The 17099-nt window shown below is 68.7% G+C and carries 13 protein-coding genes; 6 read left to right on the forward strand and 7 right to left on the reverse strand.

Annotated features, from left to right (window positions below; genetic code table 11):
* The first annotated feature begins 1 nt into the window (after nucleotide 1).
* Together ACIBG8_RS14920 and ACIBG8_RS14925 are read left to right on the forward strand one after the other, a co-directional pair.
* Nucleotides 2-1222 carry a cellulose binding domain-containing protein gene (locus ACIBG8_RS14920; protein WP_397343257.1) on the forward strand — a complete coding sequence of 407 codons (1221 nt, stop codon included), beginning with the start codon at nucleotides 2-4 and terminating at the stop codon, nucleotides 1220-1222.
* A gap of 9 nt (nucleotides 1223-1231) precedes the next feature.
* Nucleotides 1232-3577, forward strand: coding sequence for an RICIN domain-containing protein (locus ACIBG8_RS14925; RefSeq protein ID WP_397343258.1), 2346 nt, complete (start codon nucleotides 1232-1234; stop codon nucleotides 3575-3577).
* Between the two features lie 124 nt (nucleotides 3578-3701).
* Here ACIBG8_RS14925 and ACIBG8_RS14930 read toward each other — a convergent pair whose 3' ends face one another.
* From ACIBG8_RS14930 to ACIBG8_RS14960, 7 genes are all read right to left on the reverse strand, one after another.
* Nucleotides 3702-4718 carry an NADP-dependent oxidoreductase gene (locus ACIBG8_RS14930; protein WP_397343259.1) on the reverse strand — a complete coding sequence of 339 codons (1017 nt, stop codon included), beginning with the start codon at nucleotides 4716-4718 and terminating at the stop codon, nucleotides 3702-3704.
* A 32-nt stretch (nucleotides 4719-4750) separates the two neighbouring features.
* Nucleotides 4751-5278: a TetR/AcrR family transcriptional regulator gene (locus tag ACIBG8_RS14935; protein WP_397343260.1), complete on the reverse strand. Its 528-nt coding sequence runs from the start codon at nucleotides 5276-5278 to the stop codon at nucleotides 4751-4753.
* A gap of 117 nt (nucleotides 5279-5395) precedes the next feature.
* A complete protein-coding gene (locus tag ACIBG8_RS14940) occupies nucleotides 5396-6304 on the reverse strand; it encodes a LysR family transcriptional regulator (RefSeq protein ID WP_397343261.1) in 909 nt (302 codons plus the stop codon).
* A 14-nt stretch (nucleotides 6305-6318) separates the two neighbouring features.
* Nucleotides 6319-7683, reverse strand: a complete 1365-nt coding sequence (locus ACIBG8_RS14945; RefSeq protein WP_397343262.1) for a glycoside hydrolase family 5 protein — start codon at nucleotides 7681-7683, stop codon at nucleotides 6319-6321.
* A gap of 2 nt (nucleotides 7684-7685) precedes the next feature.
* Complete coding sequence (locus tag ACIBG8_RS14950) at nucleotides 7686-8504, reverse strand: carbohydrate ABC transporter permease (protein WP_397343263.1); 819 nt, start codon at nucleotides 8502-8504, stop codon at nucleotides 7686-7688.
* The gene (locus ACIBG8_RS14955) at nucleotides 8501-9442 is read right to left on the reverse strand and encodes a carbohydrate ABC transporter permease (RefSeq protein WP_397343264.1); all 942 of its coding nucleotides are present in this window, start codon (nucleotides 9440-9442) and stop codon (nucleotides 8501-8503) included. The genes ACIBG8_RS14950 and ACIBG8_RS14955 overlap by 4 nt, the downstream gene beginning before the upstream one ends.
* The gene (locus ACIBG8_RS14960; protein ID WP_397343265.1) at nucleotides 9439-10725 is read right to left on the reverse strand and encodes an ABC transporter substrate-binding protein; all 1287 of its coding nucleotides are present in this window, start codon (nucleotides 10723-10725) and stop codon (nucleotides 9439-9441) included. The genes ACIBG8_RS14955 and ACIBG8_RS14960 overlap by 4 nt, the downstream gene beginning before the upstream one ends.
* 131 nt (nucleotides 10726-10856) lie before the next feature.
* On the opposite strand from ACIBG8_RS14960, the gene ACIBG8_RS14965 reads away from it, so the two are divergent.
* From ACIBG8_RS14965 to ACIBG8_RS14980, 4 genes are all read left to right on the forward strand, one after another.
* Entirely contained in the window at nucleotides 10857-11867 is a 1011-nt protein-coding gene (locus ACIBG8_RS14965) for a LacI family DNA-binding transcriptional regulator (RefSeq protein ID WP_397343266.1), read from the forward strand.
* A gap of 199 nt (nucleotides 11868-12066) precedes the next feature.
* Nucleotides 12067-13515: an endo-1,4-beta-xylanase gene (locus ACIBG8_RS14970; protein WP_397343267.1), complete on the forward strand. Its 1449-nt coding sequence runs from the start codon at nucleotides 12067-12069 to the stop codon at nucleotides 13513-13515.
* A gap of 89 nt (nucleotides 13516-13604) precedes the next feature.
* A complete protein-coding gene (locus tag ACIBG8_RS14975) occupies nucleotides 13605-15620 on the forward strand; it encodes an RICIN domain-containing protein (protein WP_397343268.1) in 2016 nt (671 codons plus the stop codon).
* 16 nt (nucleotides 15621-15636) lie between these two features.
* Complete coding sequence (locus ACIBG8_RS14980) at nucleotides 15637-17088, forward strand: non-reducing end alpha-L-arabinofuranosidase family hydrolase (protein ID WP_397343269.1); 1452 nt, start codon at nucleotides 15637-15639, stop codon at nucleotides 17086-17088.
* The last annotated feature ends 11 nt before the right edge of the window (nucleotides 17089-17099 follow it).

Raw genomic sequence — 17099 nt, forward strand, 5'->3', positions numbered from 1 at the left:
GATGTCGAAACTTCTCGGAGCGGTCGTGGTGGCTGCCCTTCTGGTCCTGGGCATCGGGTTCGCCGCGCTGAGCACCGCGAGCGCCGGCACGCTCGCCGCGACCGCGGGGTGCGGCAAGGCCCCGACGCTGCGGCCAGGCACGCAGACGATCCAGACCAGCGGAAAGAGCCGCTCCTTCATCCTGCGGCTGCCGGACAACTACAACAACGCCACCCCCTACCGGCTGATCTTCGGGTTCCACTGGCGCGGCGGCACCGCGGGTGACGTCGACTCCGGCGGGACCAGCGGGTATCCGTGGTCCTTCTACGGGCTCAGGCAGCAGTCGAACAACGGCGCGATCTTCGTCGCGCCCCAGGGGTTCGGCAACGGCTGGGCCAACTCGGGCGGCGAGGACGTCACCTTCGTCGACGACATGATCCGGCTCATCGAGGCGGACCTCTGCGTGGACACCTCGCAGCTCTTCGCCACCGGTTTCAGTTACGGCGGCGGCATGAGCTTCTCGCTCGCGTGCTCGCGGGCCGGCGTCTTCCGCGCCGTCGCGGTCTTCTCCGGCGCCGAGCTCAGCGGGTGCGGCGGCGGCACGCAGCCCATCGCATACATGGGGCTGCACGGCATCACCGACAACGTGCTCAACATCTCGCTGGGCCGTACGCTGCGCGACAGGTTCGTCAGGAACAACGGCTGCACCGCGCAGAACCCTCCCGAGCCTGGGTCGGGCAGCAGGACCCACGTCGTCACCGCCTACGCGGGATGCCGGGCCGGATATCCGGTGGTCTGGGCCGCGTTCGACAACGGGCACATGCCGGGCCCGGTGGACGGGACCTATGCGGAGAGCGGCGTCACGACCTGGACCAAGAGAGAGGTCTGGAAGTTCTTCTCCCAGTTCGCGAGCGCCCCCTCCCCCAGCCCGACGCCGACGTCTGGGCCCGGTGGCTGCGCCGCGACGATGCAGACCGTGAACACCTGGCCTGACGGCTTCCAGTCCACCGTCACCGTCCGCGCGGGCGCCGCAGCCGTCAACGGCTGGACGGTCGCCTGGACCTGGCCCGGCGGGCAGACCATCGGCAACCTGTGGAACGGCGTCCGAAGCGGCACCGGAGCCGGCGTGACCGTACGCAACGAGACCTACAACGGCTCGATCCCGGCCGGCGGCACCACCACGTTCGGCTTCACCGCCGCCGGCGCCACGGCCACACCCACCCTGACCTGCAGCGCCTCCTGAGGAGATCCCGTGCGCACGTTCCTGTACGCCGCATTAGGGCTGGCCGCCGCGGTCGCCCTGGTGGCGCCCTCACCCGCCTCCGCGGCGACCACGACCCTCTACGCCTCCCCCTCGGGAACCGGCACCGACTGCTCCGCCGCCCAGCCGTGCGCGCTGCCGGAGGCGCAGGCCGCCGTGCGGGCGCGCGCCGCCTCGATGTCGGGGGACATCGTCGTGGAGCTGGCCGACGGCGTCTACCGGCTCCCGGCACCGCTGAGGCTGACCGCCGCAGACTCGGGGAACAACGGATACCAGGTGATCTGGCAGGCGGCCCCGTCCGCGCATCCCGTGATCAGCGGGGCCAGGGCGGTCACCGGCTGGTCGCTGGCCGACTCCGCGAAGAACATCTGGCGGGCCAACGCCGGCACCGGGATCGACACCCGGCAGCTCTACGTCAACGGCGCACTCGCCACGCGGGCGCGCACCGCCGTGAACCGGTCCGACTTCACCGCCAGTAGCACGGGCATGAGGTTCACCAGCAGCGCTCTCGGCTACCTGAACACCCTCGCCAACCAGAACCGGGTCGAGATGGAGAGCGTCGGCTCGTTCACCGACCGGTACGCGCCGGTGCAGAGCATCAGCGGGTACCTCATCACGATGCGGCAGCCCGCCTGGAACAACAACAACTTCGGCTACGACACCTTTTCCAGCCCGCACCGGGCGGGCCCGCTGTTCCTGGAGAACGCCTACGAGTTCCTCGACGCGCCGGGCGAGTGGTACATCAACCCAGGGACCGGCGTGCTGTCCTACATCCCGCTCGCCGGGCAGAACATGAGCAACGTCAGCGTCGAGCTGCCGGTGCTGCAGTCCCTGGTGAACATCGGGGGCACCTACGACGCGCCCGCGCACCACCTCACCTTCAGCGGGATCACCTTCTCCGGCACGAGCTGGCGCCCGAGCGCCAACCAGGGCTACGTGGACCAGCAGACCGGCGCGTACATCGCCGGTGACTGGAGCTGGCCCGCCTTCACCTCCTGCCACGAGGGCTGCCAGCAGTTCGAGGCCACCCGGCCGAACTGGTACCAGATGCCCGCCGCCGTCCAGGTCTCCGCCGCCAACAACGTCACCTTCACCGACTCCCAGTTCGTCAACCTGGGGCAGACGGCCATCGGTATCGGCAACGACGCCAACGCCCACGCCAGCGGCGTCGGCCTGGGCGCCGCCAACATCACGGTCACCCGGTCGGAGATCGCCCGCAACTCGGCGGGCGGCATCGTGGTCGGCGGCGTGCGCGCCGACGCGCACCACCCGAGCGACCAGCGCATGGTCAACAGGAACATCACCGTCAGCGACAACCGCATCCACGACCTCGGCCTGGACTACAGGGGCGTGGTCTCCGTCGTGACCACCTACGTCACCACCGCCCTCGTCTCGCACAACGAGATCTACAACCTGCCCTACACCGGCGTGTCGATCGGGTACGGCTGGGGCGCCAACGAACCGGGCGGCAGCACCCAGTACGCCAACCGCGGCCTGTACAACTACCAGCCGCGCTACACGACGGCCACCACCGCGTCGGGCAACCAGCTCGTCGGCAACTACGTCCACGACGTCATGCAGCAGATGACCGACGGCGGGTGCATCTACACGCTGTCGTGGAACCCGAACGCGGTGATCAGCGGCAACCACTGCCTGCGGACCAACGGCTGGTTCGGGCTCTACTTCGACGAGGGCTCCAAGTACTACACGGCACGCGACAACGTCTTCTCCGCCACCGGCACCTGGGCCACCGCCAACTACTGGGGCGGCGAGAACATGGGGAACTTCACCGTCACCGGCAACTGGTCGACCAACAACAGCACCAACGTCACCAACGGCGACCGCGGCAACGTGGTCAACAACAACGTGACCGTCACCAACGGCAACTGGCCGTCCGGGGCCCAGGCCGTGATGGCGTCGGCAGGGCCGCAGAGCGGGAACGGCCAGCAGAACGTGCGGATCGTGGGGGCCGGGTCTGGCCGCTGCGTCGACATCAGCAACGTCTCGACCGCCAACGGCGCCCTGGCGCAGATCTGGGACTGCGGCAACGGCACCAACCAGCGGTTCACCGTCACGGCGGGCAAGCAACTGCAGGTGTACGGCAACAAGTGCCTCGACGCCTACAACAGGGGCACGGCCAACGGCACCCAGGTGGTCATCTGGGACTGCAACGGCCAGACCAACCAGCAGTGGAACGTCAACGCGAACGGCACCATCACGGGGGTGCAGTCGGGGTTGTGCCTGGACGTGCCGAACAACGCCACCGCCAACGGGACCAAACTCAACCTGTGGTCCTGCAACGGCGGCGCCAACCAGCGGTGGAGCCTCACCGGCTGACCCGCGACCGGGGTCGCGGGTGCGCAGTCCGGTGGCGAGAACCCGGCCCTTGAACCCCTGACAGAATGACCCCCATCCGGGGTTCTGGGCACGCCCCCCACGGGGGTCATTCTGTCAGGGGCTCTCAGTCACGCGCGGTGAGGCGGATGAGCATCTTGCCGGTGTTGGCGCCGCGGAGCATGCCGAGGAAGGCGTCGACGGTGTTGTCGATGCCGTCGACGACCGTCTCCTCGTACTGGAGGGAGCCGTCGCGCAGCCATCCGGCCGCCAGCTGCGCGTATTCGGCGGCCAGGTCCTGGTGGTCGCCGACGATGAAGCCGCGCAGTGTGAGCCGCTTGCCGATCAGCTGGTGCAGGTTGTCCGGGCCAGGAGGCGGGGTGGTGGCGTTGTAGGCGGAGATGGCGCCGCACACGGCGACGCGCCCGTCGCGGTTCATGGCGTCGATCGCCGCGCGCAGGTGGTCGCCGCCGACGTTGTCGAAGTAGACGTCGACGCCGTCCGGCGCGGCCAGGGCGAGCTGGCCGTCCAGGTCGCCTGCCTTGTAGTCGATGGCGGCGTCGTAGCCGAACTCCGCCTCCAGCCGCTTGGCCTTGAGCGGCCCACCCGCCGACCCGATCACCTTGGCGGCGCCGAGGTGCTTGGCGACGCGCGCGGCGATGATGCCGACCGCCCCTGCCGCGCCGGAGACGAACACCACGTCGCCCTCCTTGACCGGGGCGACGCGCTTGAGACCCGCGTAGGCGGTCAGTCCCACCATGCCGAGCGCGCCGAGGTAGGCCTGGGCTGGGGCGATCGCGGTGTCGACGACCCGGGCGGAGGCGGCGTCGACGACGGCGTACTCCCGCCACCCCAGGGGGTGCAGCACGGTCGCGCCGAGCGGGACGTGGGCGGCGTTGGAGGCGACGACCTCGCCCACCGCGCCGCCCTGCAGCGGCTGGCCGAGTTCGAACGGCGGCACGTAGGACTTGGCGTCGTTCATGCGGCCGCGCATGTACGGGTCGACCGAGAGCCAGGCGTTGCGTACCAGGATCTGGCCGGGGCCTGGCTCGCCGACCGGGACGTCCACGACGGAGAAGTTCGCCGAGGTCGGTTCACCGGTGGGGCGGGACGCGAGGCGGATCTCGCGGCTGGTTTCGGGCATGGTTTTACTCCAGACGTGCGGAAGAAGGTTGGCTACAGGAGACCGGCGACTAAGGCTTCGGCGGCCGGTCGCATCAGGTGGGCCTGGTCCGGCGAGCTCGCGAAGCCCCGCATGAGGGCCAGGCAGATGTCGGCGGCGTCCCGCGGCCGCTCGGTGCCCGCCCGCTCGAAGGTCTCGGTGAGCAGGTCACGGAAGCGGGCGGTCGCCGCTGCGCAGATGTCGCCGCACAGCTTCGCCCTGGTGTCCATGAGTTCGGCGACGTGCGGGGAGTCCTTCAGCGCCAGGACGAGGTCGAACCTGGCGGCGAGGATCCCCAGCGCCCGCTGCTCGGCGGTGGTGTCGGCGCGTGCGGCCGCGGCCTCCGCCGCGTCGACCGCCCTGCCGTACAGGCGCTCGGCGAGCAGGCGGAAGGCCTCGTCCTTGTTGCGTACGTAGGTGTAGAGGCTCGACCGGGACAGGCCCGTGCGCTGGGCGATGTCGTCCATGGTCGTCCGGCGCACGCCGTACAGCAGCAGGCACTCGTACGTGGAGTCCACGACCACCGAGAGCCGATCGGACATCGGGCCTCCTCACGGGATCGACACTCTGTGCTCAGATCGTCGATACCTTCACGTTAGGTCCCGAAGCCTCCGCCACAAAATAGGCTCTTCTATGGAGTCGATAGAAATTCCAATGGTTCAGCAGGAGCGGGAGACCCGGAGGAGATGGTCGCGGACCAGGGCGACGTGCGGCAGGGGGTGGGCGCCGCTGCGCTGGGCCAGGAAGGCGGTGTTGATGGGAGCGTCCTCGGGGTCGAGGACGAGGCGGAGCGAACCGTCGGCGAGCTCGTTGGTGCAGAGGTAGCGGGGAAGGACCGTGATGCCCAGGCCCGCGACGGTGGCTGACTTGATCGCGCGGAGGTCGGGGATGACCAGCGCCGGCTCGGCGACCAGCCGGGTGTCGAAGACGTGCCGCCAGTAGCGGCGGAGGATGGGCAGGTCGTCGGCGTAGGCGATGAGAGGGACGCCGGCGAGGCCGTCGCTGGTGGCGTGGTCGATGCGGTCGATCCACGCGGGCGCTGCGACGAGCACGAAGTCCTCGTCGGCGAGCGGCTCGGAGACCAGTGCCCGGCCGCGCGGCCGGGTGGTGGAGACCACGAGGTCGTAGCGGCCGGCGCGCAGGCCCGCGAGGAGATCGTCGGACAGGCCGGTGGAGATGCGCAGCCGTACCCCCTTGTCGTACAGGGGGGCGAGGCTGTGGGCGACCACCGCGGCCAGGAACTCCGCCGGTCCTGCCAGCAGGACGGGCGGCTCTGGGACCGCCTCCTCCAGGGCACCGCCGCCGGCGATCGCGTCCAGGGCGTCCATCGGCGCGGCGAGCCTGGCGGCCAGGTCGTCCGCGGCGGGGGTGGGCGTGACGCCGCGCGGCAGCCGTTCGAACAGCTGGCGGCCCATGTGGTCTTCCAGCGCGCGCAGCTGGGTCGTCACCGTCGGCTGGGAGAGCCCGACGAGCCGCGCGGCGGCCGTCAAGGACCCCGCGCGGTACACCGCCAGGAAGGTCCGCAGCTGCGCCAGGTCCAGCGGGCCATCGGATTTCCTATCAGTCACACAGAGAAGTCTATTTACACCAGGTTGTCGCGCAGCAGCTCGATCAGCGGTTCCCGCCGCACGCACGACTCCAGGGCGAAGGAGTCTGCCAGGGCGAGCAGCTCCTCGTCGCCCAGCCCGGCGAACAGCTGGGCGTACTCCGGCAGCAGCGCCTGCGCCAGCAGGATGTGCCTGATGAGGTCGTCGGTCTGGTACCTGGCGCCCCACGGGTAGGGGTTCCAGGTGGGGAACTCGGTCGCGACCAGGTCGTGCAGGGCGCGCAGGTCCTCGGCCGACTCCTCCATCGTGGAGCCCCACCGGTCGGCGCCCAGGCGGAGCTTCTTGGCGATGAACGGGCCGAACCGCTCCATGTAGGGGCCGCTGGCGCTGGTCAGTCCCTGGAGGCCGACGTCCTTGTAGGTCCACAGCGACCAGCCGGCCCCGTAGGCGTCGTAGATCTCCAGCTGGTCGCGCAGGATCTGGTAGCGCTGCTCGTCCCTCGCGGGGTCGCCGGTGTAGACGGGGCCGAACTCCCCCACCCACAGCGGCGTGCCCGTCTCGCGCTGGAAGCGCGTGCGCCGGTCGAACGCCTGCTCCAGCTGCTCGCGGTCGCACCACTCCCCCCTGGTCAGACCCGGGTACGGCCCGCCGTGCGCGAACCCGGCCAGCGCGTAGTCGTGGCAGACGAAGACCGTGTTCTCGTACACCTCGCGGAAGACGGTGAAGTCGGTGGAGTAGGTGTTGCCGTCCAGGAAGAGCACGTGGCCGGGGTCGGCGGCGCGCACGGCCTTGACCAGGCGGTCGTAGAACGGGCCGACCACCCTGCCGCTCGGGTCGCCCGGTTCGTTGACCGGGTTGTACCCGGCGACCCACGGGTGGTCCTTGTAGCGGTCGGCGATCGCCTCCCACAGGTGCACGACCCGGTCCTGGAAGTGCCTGTGCTGCCAGAAGGCGGCCACGTGGGTGGGGTTGTCGGAGTGCCAGTGCTGGTTCTGCGCGCCGGGCAGCGCGTGCAGGTCGATGACGCTGTAGATGCCGTGCGCGCCGAGGAGGTCGATCACGCGGTCGAGGTGGCGGAAGCCGTACTCGATCACCTCCATCGGGCGGGCGTCGGACTCGAAGTGGTGGTAGTTGACGGGGATGCGCACGCAGTTCATCCCCATGCGCGCCAGCAGCTCGGCGTCGGCCGGGCCGAAGAAGGAGGTGAGCAGCCGGTCGAAGAACAGCTCGGCACGCTCCTCCCCCAGGACCTCGCCGACCGACGTGCGCATCCCGGACTCGTTGGCGGGAAAGCCGGTGATGAAGTTCTCCATGTTCATCCAGCCACCGAGCCCGACCCCGCGCAGCCGTACCGCGGCACCTTCGGCGGTTACCAGGTGGCTTCCAGACACATGCAGCATGGTCAACCTTTCATGGCGCCAGCGGTGAGACCGCTGATCAGGTGGCGTTCCGCGACGGCGTAGAAGGCGAGGGCGGGCACCATGGCCAGCACGATGTAGGCCAGGATGCGTGCGGTGTCCGCGGCGTACTCGCCCTGGAACTGCTGCACCCCGAGCGGGATGGTCCACCACTGCGGGTCGGTGAAGACCACCAGCGGCAGCATGAAGTTGTTCCAGCTGCCGACGATCGCGAGCACGCTCACGGTGGCCAGCGCCGGGCGCGCCATGGGCAGCAGGATGCGCCAGAAGAACCCGAAGGGCGTGCACCCGTCGAGCGTGGCCGCCTCCTCGATCTCCAGGGGTATGCCTTTGAAGAAGCCGCGCAGGATGATGATCGTCACGGGGATCCCGAACGCGGCCTGCACGAGGATCACCCCGACCGGGTTGTCCAGCAGGCCGAAGGTACGCAGCAGCACGAACAGCGGCAGGATCGCCACCGTGAACGGGAACATCAGCCCCACGGTGAACATCGTGAAGACCGCCTCACGCCCCCGGAAGGCGAAGCGGGCCAGCACGAACGCGGCCAGCGCCGACACCGCCACGACGATCAGCGTCGTCGCGAGCGCGATGACCACGCTGTTGCCCAGCTGGCGCCAGAAGGCGGCGGAGGTGAAGACCGCGGTGTAGTTCTCCGGATGCCACGGCGAGGGCAGGCCGAAGGGGTTGGTGGACAGCTGCGCGGTGTCCTTGAACCCGCCGATCAGGGCGTACACGATCGGGACCGCCACGAACGCGCCGAGGATCAGGCTGACCGCGTGCAGCGGCAGGTGCTTGGCTTTCACCTTAAGGTGGCCCCTTCCAGGTCGCGGCGCATCACGTAGCGCTGGTACAGCAGGGCGAAGACCATGCTGATGAGGAACATCACGACGCTGATGGCGCTGGCGTAACCGATCTGGAAGCGCTTGAAGCCGAACTGCATCATGGTGACGGCCAGCGTCTCCGAGGAGTGGCTCGGCCCGCCGCCGGTGATGATCCAGACCAGGTCGAACAGCTGGATGGTGCCGATGACGGCCAGGAACGCGCTGATCCTGATCGTCGGCCCCAGCAGCGGCAGCGTCACCCCGCGGAAGGTCTGCCACGGGTTCGCGCCGTCGATCTGCGCCGCCTCGATGAGCTCCTTGGGGATGCTCTGGCGCCCCGCCAGGTAGAGCAGCGTGTGGAAGCCGAAGTACTTCCACGTCATCACCAGGAAGAGCGCGGGCAGCACCGTGGACTCGTCGGCGAACCACTCCGACGACAGCCCGAAGACGCCGACGATCGCGTTGGCCAGACCGGTGTCGTCCGGCGCGAGGATCATGGCGAACAGCACCGCGGTGATGGCCTCCGACAGCACATACGGCGCGAAGAACACCAAGCGGTAGATCGCCCGGCCGGCGATGCGCTGGTTGAGCAGGAGCGCGATGCCGAGCGCCAGCGGGAGCTGGACGACGAGCGTCAGCACCACGATCATGATCAGGTTGCGCATGTCGCCGAGGAACACGTCGCTGGTGATCAGCCGGGCGTAGTTGTCCGCGCCGGTGAAGTTGGTGGGCAGCCGCATGCCGTTCCACTTGAAGAAGCTCGTGTAGACGGCCAGCAGGATCGGCGCCAGCACCAGGGCGAAGAAGAGCACGAGCGCGGGCAGCAGGAACAGGGTGATCGCCAGGCGGTGCCGGCTCCTGGGCGGCCGGGCGGCCGCCCGCGTGCGCGCGGGCGACCGGCGTTCCTGGGTGACCGTCACTCGGACTTGGCCGTCTCTGTGATGGACTTGACGACCTCTTCCGGCGTCTTCTTGCCCTCGATGAGCTGGGCGACGCTGTCGTTGACCTCCTGGCCGATCGCGGGCGGGAAGGCCTGGTCGAGGTAGAGCTGGAAGCCGGTGGCCCTGGCGAGCGTCTCGGCCACGACCTTCTTGTTGGCGTCGACGACCACGGACTCCTCGCCCTTGAACACCGGCTGCCAGATGTCCTTCTTCACCGCGTCGCCGTGCCGTTCCGTGGTCATGAGGGACTTCAGGAAGTCCACGGCCTCGGCCGGGGCGTCCGCGCCGACGGCGAAGCCGCCTCCACCGCCGAAGGCGTCGGTGATCGCGCCCTTGCCGCCGTCGACCGCGGGGAAGGGGAAGAAGCCCAGCTTGTCGCCGATGCCCTTACCCGAGGTCTTCTCCGTGTTGGGGGCCCACTGGCCCATGAGCTCCATGGCGGCCTTGCCGTTGCCCATGGTGGCGGCCTGGCCGCCCGGCTTGTCGTAGGCGGCGTTCTGGAAGCCCTGCTGGAACGGCTGCAGGTCGGCCAGCTCCTTCAGGTGCGCTCCTGCGGCGACGAAGTCGGGCCCGGTGAAGTCCTTGTCCTTGGCGGCCTGCTGCAGGCCGGGCACTCCCGCCGTGCGCATGGCGAGGTAGGCCCAGTAGAAGTGGCCCGGCCACTTCTCCTTGCCCGCCAGCGCGATGGGCGTGATCCCGGCGGCCTTGAGCTTCTTGACGTCCTCGATGTAGGCGGCCCAGGTGGCGGGCGGCTCACTGATGCCCGCCTTGGCGAAGAGGTCCTTGTTGTACCAGAAGCCCACCATGCCGATGTCGGTGGGCATGGCGTAGATCTTGCCGTCGACGACGTAGGGCGGCAGGACGGCCGCGGGGAAGTTGTCCTTGATGTCGGCCAGGTCGTCGGTGATGTCCTTGACGAGCCCGGCGTCCACCTGCTGGGCGAGCACCCCGCCGCCCCAGGTGGTGAAGACGTCCGGCCCGCCGCCGGAGGCGGCGACCGTGGACATCTTCGACTTGAACGCCTCGTTCTCCATGACCGTGACCTTGATCGTCACGTTCGGGTGCGCGGCCTCGTAGTCCTTGGCCGCCTTGGCCATCCAGCTCTTGCCCGGTTCCTGGGTCGCGATGTGCCACCAGTCGACGGTGACCTTCTGCGCGGCCTGCCCGGTCTGCGCGGTTGGGCCGGTCTCCTGAGCGCCTCCGCCGCAGCCGGTCAGGATCAAGGCGGAGGCCAGTAATGCGATCGTTCCTCGACGGCTCACGGTGGCGCCCCTTTCGCTGCTGAAAGTTTCAACGTCGCCCCGAATGTTTCTTTTGCGGCAGCGTAGATTACGCCGGAATCACACGTCAATGTCCTGAAGGTCTGCCGAAACTTTCGGCTAGACTCCCCCTCATGTCACGCAAGCGCGTCACGATCGCCACGATCGCCGACGAGGCGGGGGTCTCCGTACCCACGGTGTCCAAAGTCATCAACGGACGCCCCGAGGTCGCCCCGGAGACCAGGCACAAGGTCGAGGCCCTGCTCCACAAGCACGGCTACCAGCGGCGCGTCAGCCAGGAGAGCATGCCCACCGGCCTGGTGGACCTCGTCTTCACCGAGCTCGAGAGCCCGTGGGCGATGGAGATCATCCGCGGGGCGGAGATCGCCGCGCGCGAGGCCAGCGCCAGCGTCGTCATCTCCGTGGTGCACACGCACGCCGGTCCAGGCCGCGACTGGCTGGAACGGCTGGCCGCGCGCAGGACGGACGGCGTCGTGATCGTCGCCTCCAAGCTCTCCCCCCACGTGCAGGCGCAGCTCACGGCGCGCTCGCTCCCGTTCGTCGTCGTGGACCCGGAGGGTGACCCGCCGCCCGTCGCGGTCTCCGTCGGCGCGACCAACTGGCACGGCGGGCTGGCCGCCACCCGCCACCTGCTGGAGCTCGGCCACACGCGGATCGGCATGATCAGCGGGCCGCCCGACATGCTGTGCAGCCAGGCCAGGATCGACGGCTATCGCGCCGCGCTGGAGGCGGCGGGCCTCACCGTCGATCCCGACCTCATCAGGCGCGGCACGTTCCTGGTCGACTCGGGCCACGACAACGGGCACGCCATGCTCGACCTGCCCGACCCGCCGACCGCCATCTTCGCGGGCAGCGACCTCCAGGCGTTCGGGGTCCTGGAGGCGGCGCGCCAGCGCGGGCTGCGCATCCCCCAGGATCTCTCCGTGGTCGGCTTCGACGACCTGCCGCTGTCGCGCTCGGCCTGGCCGCCGCTCACCACCGTGCGCCAGCCGCTGGAGGAGATGGCGGCGCTGGCGACGAGGACCGTGCTGGGGATGGGCCACGGCGACACGCCGGAGAGCCGGCGGGTCGAGCTCGCCACGGAGCTCGTCGTGCGGGAGAGTACGGCTCCGCCCCGGAGCTAGTTCCGGGCCGCAACTTGCGCCGATATCGTGAAAGTTTCACGGTGGCTCTTTCTCGGGTGATCCCAGGCCAGAGCTCCTTTCATGCCTGCCTCATGACACCTGGCCTTGTCCGAAAGTTTCGTCTAGGTGTTGACATGTTTCGGCTACGTTTCCACACTGACCTCCAGACACCCCCCGCCAGTTCAGTCTGGAGTCAGGCATGAGTCTGAAGGCTTTACCTTCATCCGCCCTCCGCGGGATCATCGCGGCCGGCGCCGTGGCCGCCCTGGGTACGGCGCTCCTGGTCACGGCTCCCGCCAACGCCGCGGCGAGCACGCTGGGCGCCGCCGCCCAGCAGAGCGGCCGCTACTTCGGCACCGCCGTACCCGCGGGCAAGCTCGGCGACTCGCAGTACACCACCATCGCGAACCGCGAGTTCAGCATGGTGACGGCCGAGAACGAGATGAAGATGGACGCCACCGAGCCGAACCGGGGCCAGTTCACCTTCACCAACGGCGACCGGGTCTTCAACTGGGCGGTGCAGAACGGCAAGCGGGTGCGGGGGCACACGCTCGCCTGGCACTCCCAGCAGCCGGGCTGGATGCAGTCCCTGTCCGGCGCGAGCCTGCGCCAGGCGATGATCGACCACATCAACGGCGTCATGGCCCACTACAAGGGCAGGATCTACGCGTGGGACGTGGTCAACGAGGCCTACTCCGACAGCGGCGGCGGCCGTCGCGACTCCAACCTCCAGCGCACCGGCAACGACTGGATCGAGGTCGCCTTCCGCACCGCGCGCGCCGCCGACCCGGCCGCCAAGCTCTGCTACAACGACTACAACATCGACAACTGGACCTGGGCCAAGACCCAGGGCGTCTACTCCATGGTCCGCGACTTCAAGCAGCGCGGCGTGCCCATCGACTGCGTCGGCCTGCAGTCGCACTTCAACGGCAACAGCCCCTACGCCGCCAACTACCGCACCACCATCCAGAGCTTCGCCGACCTCGGCGTCGACGTGCAGATCACCGAGCTGGACATCCAGGGCGGCTCGGCGAGCACCTACGCCAACGTGGTCAACGACTGCCTGGCCGTGGCGCGGTGCGCCGGCATCACCACCTGGGGCGTGCGCGACAGCGACTCCTGGCTCGGCGCGGGCGCCAGCCCCCTGCTCTTCGACACCAACGGCAACAAGAAGCCCGCCTACGACGCCGTCCTGAACGCGCTCAACAACGCGAACCCGAACCCCTCCCCGACGCCGACCCCCACGCCCACGCAGAACCCCGGCACGGGACCGATCCGGGGCGTGGCGTCAGGGCGGTGCGTGGACGTGCCGAACGCCACGACGACCGACGGCACGCAGCTCCAGCTGTGGGACTGCCACTCCAACTCCAACCAGCAGTGGGCCTACACGGCCGCACAGGAGATCCGCGTCTACGGCAACAAGTGCCTGGACGCCGCGGGCACCGGCAACGGCGTCAAGGTGCAGATCTACTCCTGCTGGGGCGGCGACAACCAGAAGTGGCGCCTGAACGCGGACGGCTCCATCGTCGGGGTCCAGTCGGGCCTGTGCCTCGACGCCGCAGGCAACGGCACGGGCAACGGCACCCAGCTCCAGATCTACTCCTGCTGGGGCGGTAACAACCAGAAGTGGACCTGGAACCGAAGCTAGGAACGCGGCTCACGGGACGGTGATCGCTGTGGCGATCACCGTTCCCAGAGAATGTTAACGCTAACAATCCGCTTCAAGGAGCCTCCCTCATGTCGGTACGCGCTCCCGCCCTCCTCTCGCTCTTACTCCTCGTGGCCGCCTTCCTCAGCGCCGGGCCTGCGGAAGCGGCCACCGTCGACACCAATGCCTGGTACGTCCTGGTCAACCGCAACAGCGGCAAGGCCCTGGACGTCTACAACAAGGCCACCAACGACGGCGCCCGCATCACCCAGTGGACCAGACACGACCAGAGCAACCAGCAGTGGCAGTTCGTCGACTCCGGCGGCGGCTACTACCGCATCAAGTCCCGCCTGTCCGGCAAGGTCCTCGACGTCTACAACTTCTCCACCGCCAACGGCGGCCCCATCGTCCAGTGGGCCGACCTCAACGGCAACAACCAGCAATGGAAACTCACCGACAGCCCCGACGGCCACGTCCGGTTCATCTCCCGCCACAGCAACAAAGCCCTCGAAGTACAGGGCGCCTCCACCGCCGACAACGCCACCATCGTCCAGTACGACGACCTGGGCGGTACCAACCAGCAGTGGCAACTCGTCAAGGTCGGCGGCGGCAGCAGCTACACCAACCCGATCGTCTGGCAGGACTTCGCCGACGGCGACATCATCCGGGTCGGCGACGCCTACTACTACTCCGCCTCGACCATGCACTACTCGCCTGGCGCGCCGATCCTGCGCTCCTACAACCTCGTCGACTGGGAGTACGCGGGACACTCGGTCCCCAGGCTCGACTTCGGCTCCGGCGCCTACGACCTGACCGGCGGCAGGGCGTACGTGAAGGGCATCTGGGCCTCGGCCCTGAACTACCGGCCGAGCACCAGCACGTACTACTGGCTCGGCTGCGTGGAGTTCAACCGCACCTACGTCTACACCGCGTCCGCCGTGGACGGGACGTGGACGAAGCGCTCGCAGATCAACAACTGCTACTACGACGCCGGCCTGCTGGTCGACACCAACGACACCATGTACGTCGCCTACGGCAACAGCACCATCAGCGTCGCCCAGCTCTCGGCCGACGGACTCAGCCAGGTCCGCGCCCAGCAGGTCTTCCAGACCCCGTCGAACGTCGGCACGCTGGAGGGCAGCCGCTTCTACAAGCGGGGCGGCTACTACTACATCTGGCTCACCCGCCCGGCCAACGGCCAGTACGTGCTCAGGTCCACCTCCCCGTGGGGCCCGTACGAGATGCGCCAGGTCCTGCTGGACCTGCCCGGCCCGATCCCCGGCGGCGGCGTTCCGCACCAGGGCGGGCTCGTCCAGACCCAGGCCGGCGACTGGTACTACATGTCCTTCGTCGACGCCTACCCCGGTGGCAGGGTCCCGGCGCTCGCCCCGATCACCTGGACCAACGACTGGCCCGCCGTCCAGACGGTCAACGGCGGCTGGGGGGTGAACTACCCGCGGCCGAACATCCAGACCAGCCGTACGGTGGCCTCGATGATCGGTCAGGACACCTTCACCTCGGGCGGCCTCGGCCACCGGTGGGAGTGGAACCACAACCCCGACACCAGCCGCTTCTCCACCGGCAACGGCCTGCGCCTGCAGACCGCGACGGTCACCGGCGACCTCTACAACGCCCGCAACACCCTGACCCACCGCGTCCAGGGCCCGTCGTCGACCGCGACGATCGAGCTCGACTACTCCCAGATGGCCGACGGCGACCGCGCCGGGCTGGCGATGCTGCGTGACCAGTCGGCCTGGATCGGCGTCAGGCGCGACGGCGGCTCCTACCGCGTCGTGATGACGAACGGGCTGACCATGAACGGCTCGTGGCAGACCACCGGGACCGGCTCGGAACAGGCGGGCTCGGCCGTCGCCGGCGGCCGGATCTGGCTCAGGGTCAACGCCGACATCCGTCCGGGTTCCGGCAGGCAGGCCCGCTTCTCCTACAGCACCGACGGGACGACCTTCGCCGGTCTCGGCCCGGCCTTCACGTTGAACAACGCCTGGCAGTTCTTCATGGGCTACCGCTTCGGGATCTTCAACTACGCCACCCAGGCTCTCGGCGGCGCGGTGACCGTGCGCCGCTTCGACCTGACCACCCCCTGATGAGATCGGAGCACAAGTGAGAACCCAACAACCCTGGGCCGTCCTGGCGGCCCTGGCCACGCTCCTGGTGGGCCTGTTCGTGGCCCCCCAGGTGGCGAACGCGGCCACCGTCGACACCAATGCCTGGTACGTCCTGGTCAACCGCAACAGCGGCAAGGCCCTGGACGTCTACAACAAGGCCATCAACGACGGCGCCCGCATCACCCAGTGGACCAGACACGACCAGAGCAACCAGCAGTGGCAGTTCGTCGACTCCGGCGGCGGCTACTACCGCATCAAGTCCCGCCTGTCCGGCAAGGTCCTCGACGTCTACAACTTCTCCACCGCCAACGGCGGCCCCATCGTCCAGTGGGCCGACCTCAACGGCAACAACCAGCAATGGAAACTCACCGACAGCCCCGACGGCCACGTCCGGTTCATCTCCCGCCACAGCAACAAAGCCCTCGAAGTACAGGGCGCCTCCACCGCCGACAACGCCACCATCGTCCAGTACGACGACTGGGGCGGCGCCAACCAGCAGTGGCAGCTCGTCAAGGTCGGCGGCGGCGACCCGCCCGGTCCGTGCGAGCTTCCGTCGACGTACCGCTGGTCGTCGACGGGCGCACTGGCGCAGCCGAAGTCGGGATGGGTCTCGCTCAAGGACTTCACCGTCGCGCCCTACAACGGCAAGCACCTCGTCTACGCCACCACGCACGACTTCGGGTCGAACTGGGGGTCGATGAACTTCAGCCCGTTCACCAACTGGTCGGAGATGGCCACGGCCACGCAGACCGGGATGTCCTCCGGCACCGTCGCGCCCACGCTCTTCTACTTCGCGCCGAAGAGCATCTGGGTGCTCACCTACCAGTGGGGCGCGACCGCCTTCTCCTACCGCACCTCGAACGACCCCACCAACCCCAACGGCTGGTCAGCACCGCAGGCGCTCTTCACGGGCAGCATCTCGGGCTCGGGAACCGGCCCGATCGACCAGACGGTCATCGGTGACGGTACGAACATGTACCTGTTCTTCGCCGGGGACAACGGCAAGATCTACCGGGCCAGCATGCCGATCGGGAACTTCCCCGGCAACTTCGGCTCGTCGTACACGACCATCATGAGCGACAGCACGAACAACCTGTTCGAGGCGGTCCAGGTCTACAAGCTCAAGGACCAGAACCGCTACCTCATGCTCGTCGAGGCGATCGGCTCGCAGGGACGCTACTTCCGCTCCTTCACCGCCACCAGCCTGGGGGGTTCGTGGACGCCGCAGGCGGCGAGCGAGAGCAACCCGTTCGCGGGCAAGGCCAACAGCGGCGCGACGTGGACCAACGACATCAGCCACGGCGAGCTGCTCCGCACCAGCGCCGATCAGAGCTTCACCGTCGACCCCTGCAACCTGCAACTGCTCTACCAGGGCCGCGCGACCAACTCCGGCGGCGACTACGGCCTTCTGCCCTACCGGCCGGGCCTGCTGACCCTCCAGCGCTAGCGCCATGACCT

Source organism: Nonomuraea sp. NPDC050556 (assembly GCF_044457355.1).
In the GTDB taxonomy this organism is placed as follows: Bacteria; Actinomycetota; Actinomycetes; order Streptosporangiales; family Streptosporangiaceae; genus Nonomuraea.